This is a genomic window from Dehalococcoidia bacterium (assembly GCA_035310145.1).
Taxonomy (GTDB): Bacteria; Chloroflexota; Dehalococcoidia; order CAUJGQ01; family CAUJGQ01; genus CALFMN01.
The window spans coordinates 1-12,070 of sequence record DATGEL010000037.1; the positions used below are offsets into that span (position 1 = coordinate 1).

The 12,070-nt window shown below is 72.2% G+C and carries 14 protein-coding genes; 6 read left to right on the forward strand and 8 right to left on the reverse strand.

Features of this window, described 5'->3' with window-relative positions; genetic code table 11:
- On the reverse strand, positions 1–912 hold a 912-nt coding region (locus tag VKV26_06510; protein ID HLZ69549.1), incomplete at its 3' end, for a trypsin-like peptidase domain-containing protein.
- Between the two features lie 544 nt (positions 913–1,456).
- Here VKV26_06510 and VKV26_06515 point away from each other — a divergent pair.
- The 3 genes from VKV26_06515 (at position 1,457) to VKV26_06525 (ending at position 4,698) form a co-directional block, all read left to right on the forward strand.
- On the forward strand, positions 1,457–2,722 hold the full coding sequence (locus VKV26_06515; protein ID HLZ69550.1) for an MFS transporter: 1,266 nt from the start codon (positions 1,457–1,459) through the stop codon (positions 2,720–2,722).
- A gap of 139 nt (positions 2,723–2,861) precedes the next feature.
- Positions 2,862–3,665, forward strand: a complete 804-nt coding sequence (locus VKV26_06520) for an SDR family NAD(P)-dependent oxidoreductase (GenBank protein HLZ69551.1) — start codon at positions 2,862–2,864, stop codon at positions 3,663–3,665.
- Positions 3,666–3,780: 115 nt separating this feature from the next.
- Positions 3,781–4,698: an LLM class flavin-dependent oxidoreductase gene (locus VKV26_06525; protein HLZ69552.1), complete on the forward strand. Its 918-nt coding sequence runs from the start codon at positions 3,781–3,783 to the stop codon at positions 4,696–4,698.
- Positions 4,699–4,777: 79 nt separating this feature from the next.
- Here the strand turns inward: VKV26_06525 and VKV26_06530 are convergent, their stop codons facing one another.
- Complete coding sequence (locus VKV26_06530) at positions 4,778–5,938, reverse strand: phosphatase PAP2 family protein (GenBank protein ID HLZ69553.1); 1,161 nt, start codon at positions 5,936–5,938, stop codon at positions 4,778–4,780.
- A 271-nt stretch (positions 5,939–6,209) separates the two neighbouring features.
- Between VKV26_06530 and VKV26_06535 the strand changes: the two genes are divergently transcribed.
- On the forward strand, positions 6,210–6,905 hold the full coding sequence (locus VKV26_06535; protein ID HLZ69554.1) for a nitroreductase family protein: 696 nt from the start codon (positions 6,210–6,212) through the stop codon (positions 6,903–6,905).
- Here the strand turns inward: VKV26_06535 and VKV26_06540 are convergent.
- The 5 genes from VKV26_06540 to VKV26_06560 form a co-directional block, all read right to left on the reverse strand.
- The gene (locus VKV26_06540) at positions 6,839–7,612 is read right to left on the reverse strand and encodes a TatD family hydrolase (GenBank protein ID HLZ69555.1); all 774 of its coding nucleotides are present in this window, start codon (positions 7,610–7,612) and stop codon (positions 6,839–6,841) included. The genes VKV26_06535 and VKV26_06540 overlap by 67 nt on opposite strands.
- A 103-nt stretch (positions 7,613–7,715) precedes the next feature.
- Positions 7,716–8,228: a hypothetical protein gene (locus VKV26_06545; GenBank protein HLZ69556.1), complete on the reverse strand. Its 513-nt coding sequence runs from the start codon at positions 8,226–8,228 to the stop codon at positions 7,716–7,718.
- A 21-nt stretch (positions 8,229–8,249) separates the two neighbouring features.
- Positions 8,250–9,764, reverse strand: a complete 1,515-nt coding sequence (locus VKV26_06550) for a hypothetical protein (GenBank protein ID HLZ69557.1) — start codon at positions 9,762–9,764, stop codon at positions 8,250–8,252.
- A gap of 41 nt (positions 9,765–9,805) precedes the next feature.
- Positions 9,806–10,069: a hypothetical protein gene (locus VKV26_06555; GenBank protein ID HLZ69558.1), complete on the reverse strand. Its 264-nt coding sequence runs from the start codon at positions 10,067–10,069 to the stop codon at positions 9,806–9,808.
- Positions 10,070–10,157: 88 nt separating this feature from the next.
- Positions 10,158–10,472: a hypothetical protein gene (locus tag VKV26_06560; GenBank protein ID HLZ69559.1), complete on the reverse strand. Its 315-nt coding sequence runs from the start codon at positions 10,470–10,472 to the stop codon at positions 10,158–10,160.
- Positions 10,473–10,814: 342 nt separating this feature from the next.
- On the opposite strand from VKV26_06560, the gene VKV26_06565 reads away from it, so the two are divergent.
- A complete protein-coding gene (locus VKV26_06565; protein ID HLZ69560.1) occupies positions 10,815–11,060 on the forward strand; it encodes a hypothetical protein in 246 nt (81 codons plus the stop codon).
- 71 nt (positions 11,061–11,131) lie between these two features.
- Entirely contained in the window at positions 11,132–11,719 is a 588-nt protein-coding gene (locus VKV26_06570; protein ID HLZ69561.1) for a TMEM165/GDT1 family protein, read from the forward strand.
- 12 nt (positions 11,720–11,731) lie between these two features.
- On the opposite strand, the gene VKV26_06575 is transcribed toward VKV26_06570, so the two are convergent.
- The gene (locus VKV26_06575) at positions 11,732–11,863 is read right to left on the reverse strand and encodes a hypothetical protein (protein ID HLZ69562.1); all 132 of its coding nucleotides are present in this window, start codon (positions 11,861–11,863) and stop codon (positions 11,732–11,734) included.
- Positions 11,864–12,070: the final 207 nt, after the last annotated feature.

The following is a 12,070-nucleotide window of genomic DNA, read 5'->3' on the forward strand; positions in this document are numbered from 1 at the left end:
CACGTCGCCCGCCTTGAGCCCCGCCTGCTGCGCCGGGCTGTCCGGCAGCACCCGGGCCACCAGTGCGCCCTCGGGCTTGGGCAGGTTGAAGGACTTGGCGAGGTTGCGGTCCACTTCCTGGACCACCACGCCGAGCCAGCCCCGCGTCACCTTGCCTTTGTCCTTGAGCTCGCGCGCCACCTTGGAGGCGATGTCGATGGGGATGGCGAAAGCCACGCCCATGAAGCCGCCGGTCTGGCTGTAGATCTGCGAGTTGACGCCGACCACCTGGCCCTGGGCGTTGATCAGCGGTCCGCCCGAGTTGCCGGGATTGATCGGCGCGTCGGTCTGGATCAGGTCGAAGAGGAAGGGGCCGGCCGCGCCGCCGCCCGGCCCGTTGCCGCCGGCCTGGCCGGCGGGCGGCTCCTGCACGGTGCGGCCCAGGGCGCTGACCACGCCCTGCGTCACGGTCGGGCCGCCCGGCAGCGCCAGCGCGTTGCCGATCGCCACCACCCACTCACCGGTCTGGAGCGTGGTGGAATCGCCCAGCGCGGCGGTGGGCAGATTGCTGCCGGAGATCTGCACCACCGCAAGATCGGTCTGTGCATCTCTCCCCACCAGCTTCGCGGAGAACGAACGGCCATCCGGCAGCGACACCTGCAACTGTTGCGCGCCTTCGACCACGTGGTTGTTGGTGAGGATGTGGCCCTGGCCGTCGTAGATCACGCCGGAGCCGACGCCGGCGGGCACCGCTACGCCGCCGAACTGGTCCGGCGGCACCTGCTCGTTGGTGATCTGCACCACCGCCGGCTTCACCTCTTGCACCACCTGGCGAATCGCCGTGATCAGGCCGGCGCTCGACGTGGCGCCGCTTGAGCTGAAGGGGGGCATGCTCGCCGCATTCGGCGTCGCCGCCGCTGCGGCCGTGGCCACGCCCTCGTGGTTATGCTTGCTCGTACAGCCGGCGAGTCCGAGCAGCACAATCGCCGTCAGAGCCGCGGCCGCGTACCCGGCAGCGCGCCGCCTCCGCCCAGCACCCGTCGCCCTCGTCCCATCCGGCATCGCGCCCTCTCCCTGGCCGTTGCGGCCCATTGTTCCCGGCTGTGCGGGCGGGATGCAGAATGATGATCGCCTGAGCGCCGCCCGCCTGCGATTGACGCATCGATGTATTTGCAGCGCGGCGGAGTAGTCCTCATCGATTGGTTGCCGGCGGCGACGCTTTGCGCAGCCGACGTTGCTTGCCACGCCCTGGCCCGCCGCCTGATAATGCCGGCACTATGAAGGCAACGCTTTAGCCGTTCCCACCAGTTCTTGCATCGGCTGATACCGGCGCCCAGGCGCTCACCGGTGCGGCCAGCGGCATGGCTTGCCGCCGTCGTGGCGGCGTTCATCGCCCAATTTGCCCGCCGTCTCTCCGCTTGCGCGCTGAACTGCGGACCTCGCGGCATAACCGCCGCGCGGGGCAGAATGGGACGACATGCGTTTGCCTAAACCCGCCGCCTACCGCGTCTATCTCGGGCTCTCGGCCGCGCAGTTCTTGCTGTTTTCGATGCTCTCCACCGTCTCCGGCGTGTACGCCGTGCAGGCGGCGCACCTCAATCCGCTGCAGCTCGTGCTGGTCGGCACCACGCTTGAGGCGATCGCGTTCATGCTGCAGGTGCCGACGGGCGTGATCGCCGACGTCTACGGCCGGCGGCTGTCGGTGCTGATCGGGCTCTTTCTCACCGGCATCGGCTTCCTGATCTGGGGCGCCTTCGCCCGCTTCGAGACGATCCTGCTGGCGCAGCTCTTTTACGGGGCGGGCTACACCTGCATCAGCGGCGCCGAAGAGGCCTGGATCGCCGGCGAGATCGGCGACGCCAGCGCCGGCCACGCCTTTCTGCGCGGCACGCAGGCGGCGCAGCTCGGCGGCATCGCGGGCATCGTGCTCAGCGTCACGCTGGCGAGCATTCGCCTGAGCCTGCCGCTGCTCACGGCCGGCGTCCTCTTCCTGGTGCTCGGCGCCGCGATGGTTGTGCTGATGCCCGAACACGGCTTCCGCCCCACGCCGAAGGGCGAGCGCACGAGCTGGGAGCAGTGGAGCGGTACGCTGCGCTCCGGACTTGCCGCCGTGCGCGGCCGGCCGGTGCTGATCACGATCCTGGCGATCACGGCGATCCTCGGCGCCTCCAGCGAGGGCTTCGACCGGCTGAAGGACGCGCACGTGCTGCTCGACATCGGCCTGCCGGCGCTGGGCCGCTTCGACCCGGTGGTTTGGTTCGGCGTGATCGCCGGCGGCGGCATGTTGTTCAGCATCGGCGCGGCCGAGATCCTGAAGCGCCGGCTCGATACCACCAGCCACGGCGCCGTGGCGCGTACGCTGCTGGGCGTCAACGCGCTGCTGTCGATCACGGTGATCGCCTTCGGCCTCTCCGGCAACTTTGCGCTGGCGCTGACGACCTGGTGGTCGGCGACCGTGCTGCGGCGGGTGAACACGCCGCTTGTCACGGCCTGGCTGAACCAGCACGTGGAGCCGGGCGTGCGCGCCACGCTCTTCTCGATCAACAACCAGGCCGACGCGCTCGGCCAAATCGGCGGCGGTCCGCTGCTCGGCGCCGCGGCGGCCGGCGTCTCGATTCCGGCGGGCATCGTCGTGGCGGGCCTGTTCATTCTGCCCGCGCTGCCGCTCTACGGCCGCTCGCTCGAACAGGGAACGTTGGAGGGAACAGAGGGTGACAGGTTGCAGGTGACAGGTGACAGGTGACAGGTGACAGGAGGACTGTGCTGGCCGCCCGGTTTGCTGTTCCCGGCGCCGGGTGTCGTGGCTGGCGCCCCTACGGCCTGTTCCCTGCTCCCTACTCCCTGTAACCTGTCACCTGCAACCTGTCACCTCGAAGGAGCGCATGGCGGGGCGCCTGCAGGGCAAAGTGGCGATCATCACCGGCGCGGCCTCGGGCATCGGCGCAGCCACGGCGCGGCGCTTCGCCGCCGAGGGCGCGATGGTGATCGTCAACGACATCCAGGCCGAGGCCGGCGAGCAGGTTGCCGCGCAGATCAGGCAGGCGGGCGGCGAGGCCGTCTTCCAGCTCGCCGACGCCGGCGACGCGGATGCGGTGACGCGGCTGGTTGAGGAGACGGCGCAGCGCTTCGGCCGGCTCGACGTGCTGCACAACAACGCCTTTCGAACCCGCTTCGGTATGGTGGGGCGCCTCTCGCCGGAGCAGTGGCGCGGCGCCTTCGACGTGACGCTGCACGGCACCTTCTACGGCATGCGGGCGGCGCTGCCGATCATGGCGCGGCAGGGCAGCGGCGCGATCGTCAACACCGCCTCGGTCTCCGGCCTGTTCGGCGACTACGCGATGAGCGCCTACAACGCCGCCAAGGCCGCCGTCGTCAACCTCACGCACACCGCCGCGATCGAGTACGCGCGCTACGGCGTGCGCGTGAACTGCGTCTGCCCCGGCCCGATCGACACGCCGGCGGTGCAGGGCATGCTCGCCCGCCAGCCGGAGGTGGGCGAGCGGTTGATCGAGGCGCTGCCGCTGCACCGCCTGGGCCGGCCGGAGGAGGTAGCCAACTGCGTGCTCTTCCTCGCCTCCGAGGAGGCGGCCTTCGTCACCGGCGCGGCGCTGACCGTCGACGGCGGCCTCACCGCCTGGACCGGCCACCCCCCGCTCGCCCCCGATCTCCTGGAGCGCGGCCCGTAGCGGTCCCAGCCCTGCACGAGCAACAGAGGGCGCAGTCCCTCCCATACCAACTCCAACGAATCACGTCCATAGCCTCTCCTCTCCATTCCATGGAGAGGGGGCAGGGGGTGAGGCCATGAAGATCGGCGTTTCGCTCACCACGGCGCATCCGCGCGGCATGGCGGCGCGCGAGGCCGGCCGCAACCTGGTCGAGCGGGCACGGGCGATCCGCGCCGCTGGGCTCGACATGCTGCAGGTCGGCGACCACCACGCCACGCCCTCGTACTACTTCCAGAACGTGCCGGCGCTGGCGCGGCTGGCGGCCGAGACGGGCGAGATGCCGCTGGCGGCGCTCTTCCTCGCGCCGCTCTGGCATCCCGTGCTGCTGGCGGAGCAGGCCGGCACGCTGGCCGCGCTGAGCGAGGGACCGCTGACGATCATCCTCGCCGCGGGCGACGGCGAAGAGCAGTTCGCCGCCTTCGGCGTGCCGCTGCGGCAGCGGCCCAGCCGGCTGGAAGAGGACTTGGCGATCGTGCGGCGGCTGCTCGCCGGCGAGCGCGTGAGCCTGAATGGCCGCTACCATACGCTGCAAGACGTGGCGGTCAACCCCGTGCCGCCCGAAGCGACGCCGATCTGGATCGGCGCCTCCGGTCGGCCGGCGCTGGAGCGGGCGGGGGCACTGGCCGACGGCTGGCTGGCCGCGCCCGGCGCCACGGGCGAGGAGCTGACCACCCAGGCGGACATCTACCGCCAGGCCGCGGCCAACGCCGGCAGACGGCCCGAGCTGATCATCCGCCGCGACGTGTTCGTGGGCGAAAGCGACGCCGACGCAGAGCAGGTCGTGGCGCCGGAGCTGGCGAAGGGCTACCGCGGCATGCGGCGTGAGGCGCTCTGCATCGGCGGGCCGCAGACCGTGGCCGACGAGTTCCGCTACCTGGCCTCGCTGGGCTTCACGCAGGTGCTGGTGCGCCATATCTCGCCGGAGCAGGAGCAGGTGCTGGCCTCCTACCACCGGCTCGGCGCCGAGGTGTTGCCACGCGTGCGCGCGTCGTAGCCGTCGCCTGGCCCGGCCTCGTTTGGCTCGGCGCATGACCCCTCGGCGGGCAGGCGGCGCGGCAACGAGGCGGCATGCTTCAGGCGCGCCGCTGGCAGCGTGCGGGCAGCGCCGCATGCTGGCGGCGCGGCTCGCGGCGCGGCGCCACGCGCACGGCGCAGAGGTGCGGCGCCAGATGCGCGGGACCGAAGGCGGACAGCGCCGGCCGAGCGGCGACGCCGCGCTGGAACGGACGGGTCGCCAGCCGCCAGGGGCCCGCCGCGTAGCCCCAGACCAGCGCGAAGGCGACGACGGCGTACGCCGCACCGGCGATCACGTCGATCACGTAGTGCTCGCCCGGGTAGACCACGGCGAGGCCCATCGCCAGGGGATAGACGATCGCGGCCCAGCCCCAGCGCGGCCACGTCTTCCACAGCGTGAGCCAGATCAGCACCGGCACGGCGGCGTGCAGGCTCGGCATCGCGGCCACGGGGTTCGGCTTGAAGAACTGCATGGCGAGCACGATCGGATTCTGCAGGCCGGCGTAGTGGACCTCGTAGAGCACCAGGTGCACCGGCGGCAGCTTGCCCACGCGGTACGCCCACCAGGGCGGCGCCATCGGATAGAGCAGGTAGGTCACAAACGCGGCGTAGCAGAGCAGCAGGTAGGCCGTGACGAAACGCCAGTAGCGCGGCTTCCACCACATCCAGAAGACGAAAGCCAGCACCAGCGGCGTGACGAAGTGCATGGGATAGAGCACGGTAGCGGCGTAGTCGTACCAGCGCGCCTGGCCGGGATGGAAGAAGTGCGCCTGCAGCCAGAGGTTCGGCTCGGCGCCGCGGAACAGCCAGCGATCGGCCTGAATGGGAAAGCCGACGTGCACGACGCCCGTGAGATCCGGCGCGATGCCCGTGAGCGCGGCGTAGCCCAGCAGCAAGAGCACGAACGGCGACCAGTCGCGCAGGAAGCTGAGGCCGCGCGCCGCGACGAAGGCGAACAGCAGCAGGAAGAGCGCGATCACATCCGGTGCGGGCCAGGAGTGGGTGAACAGCAGCCAGCTGGTGAGCAGCAGCGCGTAGAGCACCTGCACGGCGAGCAGGATGCGCTTGTGCCGCTCCTGCCCCGCCAGGTAGCGCCGGCGCAGGCGGATCAGCGGCTGCAGCTTGAGGCTGCCATAGGCCACCACAGACGAGGCGACCGGCACCACGGCCAGCCGTACGGGCGTACTGCGCGCCGCTTCGAGCACAGATCGCACCACCACCGCCCCACCCCGCCGCCGCGCACCGGCCAGCAAACACTACGGCGATCGCAGCTCCTGTAGGATCGCCTTCTGCAGCACATCAACGTCCCGATGCCCGGCATTCTACGCCGCGGCGGGCGGGGCGCCGCGCCTTTGCCCAGCTTGCCACAGATTTGGCAGGCGCCGCGTCCGCCGGCCGGCGCGGATGCACGCGTGCTAGCATGGCGTCGCCCAACGCCGCCGCGCCGTCACGGAGCGGATAGCGCCGCAGCGGGCGACACGGGAGGCGGGCATGCCACACGCGCTTGAGCCGGCGGCGGAGCAGATCGGCCTGTTCACGGCGATCTACAGCACGCGTGCTCTGCGCCGCTTCAAGCCCGACCCAATCCCCGACGCCGTGCTCTTCCAACTGTTCGATGCGGCGATCCGCGCCCCCTCCGGCGGCAACGCGCAGGACTGGCGCTTCGTCGTGATCAGCGAGCAGGCGCTGAAGCGGCAGATCCAGGCCTGGTTCTGGGAGGCCTGGCAGCGCTACCAGCCGCAGTACGCCGCCGAGCCGGCGCTGATGGAGGCGTTGCCGCGCTCGCGCCGGCTTTCACTGAAGAGCACGGACTTCCTGGCGCGGCACGTACACGAGGCGCCGGCGATCATCGCGCCCTGCGGCGTGCGCGGCCAGCACAGCACGCCCGGCGGCAGCATCTTTCCCGCCGTGCAGAACCTGCTGCTGGCGGCGCGGGCGCTGGGGCTGGGCGGCTCGATCACGAACTTTGCCCGCGCTCATGAGGCCGAGCTGATGGCCGCGCTCGGCATTCCCGAGGAGTACCAGGTCTACTGCCTGATTCCGCTGGGCTATCCGCTGGACCGGCCGGGACCGCTGCGGCGGCGGCCTGTGCGGCAGGTGGTGTTCCTCAATGGCTGGGATCAGCCCTGGCCGTTTGCAGCGGCGCAGCCCGACGCCGGCTGGAGCGAGCGCTGGCTGGGCAGTTGAAAGGCGCGGACGGCGTTCTGCCAGAGCTGCTCCGCACACTGCTCCTCGCTCCAGCCGCGCAGGCGGGCGAGCGCCAGGCCGAGCGGCGCCAGGTCGCGCGGCTCGGTGCGACGGCCGGGCAACGGATAGCTGTCCGTCTCGATCAGTAACCGCGCGGCGGGGACGGCGCGGGCGATCGCCTGCAGCGCGGGCTCGCGCAGCAGCGGCCGGCCGAAGCTGAGCCAGTGGCCGCGCTCGCCGTGCCAGGCGGCCTGCGCGGCGTCGCCCGTGAAGTAGTGCCGCACGACGCGCAGCCCGGCGAGCGCGCCGGCGGCAGCGAAGGCGGGCCAGGCGCCGGCGCCGTCGATGTGCAGCATCAGGGCAAGGTTCAGCCGCCGCGCCAGCGCACACTGCGCGCGGAAAACCGCCTCCTGCACGGCGAAGTCGGGGCCGGCGCCGTCGAAGCCGGCCTCGCCGATGGCGACGACGCCCGGCCGTGCGGCCAGTTCCTCCAGCTCGGGGCAGATCCCTTCCGCCGCGTGCCGCGGGTGCACGCCCACGGCTTTGAACACGCCGGCGGGCAGCGCAACCACGCGCCGCGCCGAGGCGCAGTCAACCGCGACGGCCAGCAGGCGCACGACTCCCGCCGCCCGCGCCCGCCGCAGCAGCGCCGCGCGCTCGGCGGCGGCATAGCGGTCGAGATGCACGTGCGTATCGAACCAGGGCATCCCCTGCCCGCCTCGCTCTCGCCCCAGCATAGCGGCGGACAGCGCCAAAAGGCGTGGCGCTACGGCCGAGCTTTTCAGACCCCGACGACCGACCGGCCCGCGCTCAGGGCGGCGCGGATCCGGGCTGCGCGCGGCGCCGGGGGGCGCGCTGCGGGCGCAGGATGCGGCGCACGTGCGCCGGGGAGAGACGGAAGATGAGAGCGAGACGCTCGACCTCCCAGCCACGGCGGGCAAGGGTGCGCATGCGCCGGTCGCGGCCGCGCCGGTAGCCGGGATCGATATGGGCAGGGCGGTCGTAGATGCAGCGTTCCAGCGGGCAGCGCAGGCAAGCGGGCGCAATAGAGCAGCCTTCGTCGCGGTAGAGCGTGTGCTCGGGCAGGGAGTCGGCCGCGACCGCTGCCGCCGCAACCTCCGCTTCGCCCAGCGGCGCGGCGGCGTGGCCCGCCGGTTCTGGTGCGGCGGGACTCAGTCCGGCACGGAGGGCGCTGCGCAACCGTGCCAGTTGCTCCGCCGTATACGGCGCCATCGCCGGCCGCGGGGCGCCGGCAGCCGGGCCAGCGTCCTGGGCCGCCTCCGACGATCCGGCTTCGGCATCGAGCCAACGCGTTCCACCCATCCTGCTTCTATTCCCTGTTCCCTATTCCCTACGGCGGCCGAAGGCGGTGAGCGGCGCGGCGCCGGCGGCAGCTTCGACGGTGAGCGCGAGGCTGAACAGGTGGTCGTCGTGGCCGTCGGCCTCGTCCACGTCGAAGGCGAGCAGGCGGCCGGGCAGATAGACGGCACGGGCGAGGCGTAGCTGCCGCACCAACTCGGCGCGCTCGGGCGAGCCGTCATCGGCGGGCAGGCGCAGGCGGCCGCCGGCGGCCGCGGCCAGCAAGGCGTAGCCCAGCGCCGACTTACGCTCGCGGCTGAGGCGCAGGCGCAGCACCTCCAGCCCGCCGGCGGTGAGAGCAGGTGCGGCGAGCGCGGCGGCCAGCCCTTCGCCGATGCCCGTGGCGTCGATCGCCAGGCGGCGCAGGCGCCAGCAGTCGCGCGCCAGGCGGGCGATGGCGCCGGCCAGCTCGCCGTGGCCCGCGCCCTGCCAGGCATAGATCGCGACGACCTCGATCGCCGGCTCGGCCAGCAGGAGGCCGGGCGACGCGGGCAGCACGCGGGCGATCGTGAGCACGGTGCGGTCGGGGTCGCGGCGGGTCTGCGCGAGCGTCTCGCCGCCGACATCGAGGCCGGCGACGTACAGCGTGCCGGGCGGCTCGCTTGCGGCGGCCGGCCGGGCGTCGAGCCGGGCGTGGCTGCCTTCGAGCAGGGCCAGCGCGGCGGGCGCGAGCAGCCGGCCGGAGCCGGGCAGCGGGCGCAGCAGGTACTGCGTCTGGAAGAGTGGATGCTCCTCCCCCAGGCGCTCGCGCTCGGCGGCGACGTAGCGGGCGTAGGCAGGGTTGCAGGCGGCCACGGCGCGCCAGTCGGCGGCGAAGTGGCGGCGGATGCCGTCGCGCCGCTCCTGTTCGCGGTGGCGGGCGACTGCGGCCGCGAGCAGGTTCGTCTCGTCCCAGGCCGTGCCGTAGAAGACGACGGTCGCGTTGCCGGCGGCGGCCATGGGCAGGAACTCCCTGGCGAACTTGTCGGGGTCCACGTCCTGCGCCTCGTCCACTTCCAGCAGGGCATGGGCGGTGTGGCCGACGACGTGGGCGCCGGGCTCGGCGGAGAGAAAGCGCTGGCGGGCGCGGCCCAGGCGCACGGCGTTGCCCTCTTCCACGGCGGCGAGGCCGGCGGGCAGCGGCAGGGCGGAAAGCCGCTGCCAGAGGCGGCGCAGGCTGATGCGGCACTGCGGATCGAAAGTCGGCGCGCACTTGATCGCCTCGACGGGGCGCCGCCAGCTCGCCAGCAACAGCGCCAGCTCGATCTGCGCGGAGAGCTCGTTCTTGCCGCCCTGCCGCGCGACGAGCACGGAGAAGCTGCGGCCGTGACCCCTGAGGGCGCTGCGCAGGATCGCCCGCGCCGCCTCGCGCTGGTACGGCCGCAGGGAGGGAACAGGGAATGAGGCGCAGGGAATAGAGGGCGTGGGGCGCAGGGGGAGGGGCGCAGGGACGGCGCGGCGAGCGCCGTGGGCGTTGGCCTGCTGGTATCCAATCCCCGTTTGCTCTTTGATCCGCGACATCCCCTCGGCCTTTCTACGCCCTGCGCCCTGCGCTCTGCGCCCTACAAGCGCAGCAGGCGCAGGGCGATCTGGGCGAGCACGGCGCCGGCGAGCAGGAAGAGCAGGCCGTTGAGCCGGCCTTTCACCTCGGCCAGCTCGGCTTCGAGCGCCTTGAGCCGCTCTTCGACGGCGGCGCGGAAGGCGGCGCTGGCGGCCGCGGCGGCCGTTTCGCGGCGGGCGGCCGTGCGGGCGCGGGCGCGGGCAACGGCGGCAGCGAGGTCATCCGGCGCGGCGGGGCCGGCGGCGGTGTTACGCGGTGCTGGCATGGCTGGCGCTCCTCGCTGGGCCGGACGGGGAATGACTGGTGTGCAGCGCCGTGAAGGGACAGCCAGGGATGGCGCCCTTCGCCACGGTCTACGGCTCCTCGCTCGCCTCGCTAAGCAGGTCGAGGATGCCGCCGAGGCCGGCGCTCAGCCGCTCTAGCACCCCATGCTCGTCTGCCGGTGCGGCGCGACCGGCGGCGTTGACGGCGCGCACCAGCAGCTCGATCGCACGGACGGTGAGGGCGAAGTCGTCCGGTCGCTCGCTGAGCAGCCGCCGCAGGCGCAGGCGCAGCACGGCGATCTCCTGTTCCAGGCCGTGCACGGCGCCGGCGGCGGCAAGATCCGCGCGATCTTCGGGGTCGAGCGCCGGGGCGTAGAAGCCGGATGCCGGGCGTTTGCGCGGCACGAGCTGCTCCTCGCGCGGCCGTGCTGCGCGAGCGCACGCGGCCGGCAAAATGCACCGGAGGCGGGAGTGCCTCTACGGCACCCGGCCCGCCTCCGGTGTGGCAACAGTATAGAACATATGTACTAGTTCAGTCAAGCTGCATGCACATCCCCGGCCGCGGTCCGGCCGCGCTTTGCCCCGCGCGCCCCTGGCCAGCCCCAGTTATGTCCTCACGTTCTTATGGCGATGCCGTCACAATCAGCCCGTTATCCTCTCGCATAGCTCTTGCAATGGCATCGTGCTCGCGGCACTATATGGGCTATCCCGGCGCGATGTGGACGACGCCTTTTGGACGGGATGGCGATGCGGCTCTCGACCGTTGATGCAGGGCGAACCCATGAACCGCTGCCGGCGGCGCTGCTGTTCGCGTCGAAGCCGAGCGCCCCGGCTGAGTTGCCCGCGCCGGCAGCGCCGGCGCCGCTGCGCTGCCGGCTGGGCATGCATCGCTGGCTGCCGCTCGCACTCAGCCTGCACGGGGCAGACGCGGGTCTCAGCGTGGCGTTCTGCCGTGATTGCCCGCGGGTGCGGCGCCCCGCACGGCTGGGCTAGCAGCGGCTGCCCGCGCTCCTACGCCCGCTATCCCCTGTTCCCTAACGCCTGAACCCTACTACCGTGGCCGCATGAGCCTCTCGCTGATCGCCTCGACCTTCGGGGTGATCTTCCTCGCCGAGCTGCCGGACAAGACGGCGCTGGCCTCGCTGGTGCTGGCAACCCGTTACCGGGCGCGCGCGGTGATCGCGGGCGCCTGGCTGGCGTTCGTGCTGCAAACGGCGATTGCCGTGGCGGCGGGCAGCCTCTTTCACCTGCTGCCGGCACGGCCGGTGCACGTGGCCGCCGGCCTGGGCTTCCTGCTCTTCGCCGTGCTGGCCTTCCGGCGGGACGAAGAGCAGGAGCTGGCCGCGGAGCAGGCGCAGGCGGGCGCGGAGCCCAGACGCCGCCTGCCCGGCTGGCTCACCAGCTTCCTCGTCGTCTTTGCCGCGGAATGGGGCGATCTGACGCAGCTCGCCACGGCGGCGATCGTCGCGCGCACGGGGCAGCCGCTCTCGGTGGCCGTGGGGGCGATCGCGGGGCTGTGGACGGTGACGGTGATCGCGGCGGGCGCGGGCGCGCAGGTCTCGCGCGTGCTCTCGCCCGTGCTGCTGACGCGGGCGAGCGGGGTGCTGTTCGCGGCGATCGGCGTGGTGATTCTGGTGACGGCGCTGGCGTAGCGTGCCGGCGCGTCAGGCGTGGCCGAGCAGGGGCAGGACGGCGATCGTGAGGGTCAGGAGCAGCGCGGTGATTAGCAGCAGCAGAAACCCACGCCCCGATCGCGCGGCGCGGCGCCGGCGGGTGGGTTCAGGCGCTGCGCCCATGACTTCGACTCCTCACTACTAAGACATGGTTTCAAAACCGGCTCGGGTTCCCGCTTGCAGGTGCGCGATCGCGCCTTAACGCCGGTTTTGAAACCATCTGCAAGGCCTGGCTGCGACACCGGCGATCGGGCCCATCGGGCAGCAGGTGCAGAGACGCGGGCCGGCGTTGTAACCATCTGTACGTGGACCGACGCGATCAGGACCAGC

Coding starts and splice junctions, on each gene's coding strand:
- VKV26_06515 (HLZ69550.1), top strand. CDS start 1,457: ATGCGTTTGCCTAAACCCGCCGCCTACCGCGTCTATCTCGGGCTCTCG.
- VKV26_06520 (HLZ69551.1), top strand. CDS start 2,862: ATGGCGGGGCGCCTGCAGGGCAAAGTGGCGATCATCACCGGCGCGGCC.
- VKV26_06525 (HLZ69552.1), top strand. CDS start 3,781: ATGAAGATCGGCGTTTCGCTCACCACGGCGCATCCGCGCGGCATGGCG.
- VKV26_06535 (HLZ69554.1), top strand. CDS start 6,210: ATGCCACACGCGCTTGAGCCGGCGGCGGAGCAGATCGGCCTGTTCACG.
- VKV26_06540 (HLZ69555.1), bottom strand. CDS start 7,612: ATGCCCTGGTTCGATACGCACGTGCATCTCGACCGCTATGCCGCCGCC.
- VKV26_06545 (HLZ69556.1), bottom strand. CDS start 8,228: ATGGGTGGAACGCGTTGGCTCGATGCCGAAGCCGGATCGTCGGAGGCG.
- VKV26_06550 (HLZ69557.1), bottom strand. CDS start 9,764: ATGTCGCGGATCAAAGAGCAAACGGGGATTGGATACCAGCAGGCCAAC.
- VKV26_06555 (HLZ69558.1), bottom strand. CDS start 10,069: ATGCCAGCACCGCGTAACACCGCCGCCGGCCCCGCCGCGCCGGATGAC.
- VKV26_06565 (HLZ69560.1), top strand. CDS start 10,815: ATGCGGCTCTCGACCGTTGATGCAGGGCGAACCCATGAACCGCTGCCG.
- VKV26_06570 (HLZ69561.1), top strand. CDS start 11,132: ATGAGCCTCTCGCTGATCGCCTCGACCTTCGGGGTGATCTTCCTCGCC.
- VKV26_06575 (HLZ69562.1), bottom strand. CDS start 11,863: ATGGGCGCAGCGCCTGAACCCACCCGCCGGCGCCGCGCCGCGCGATCG.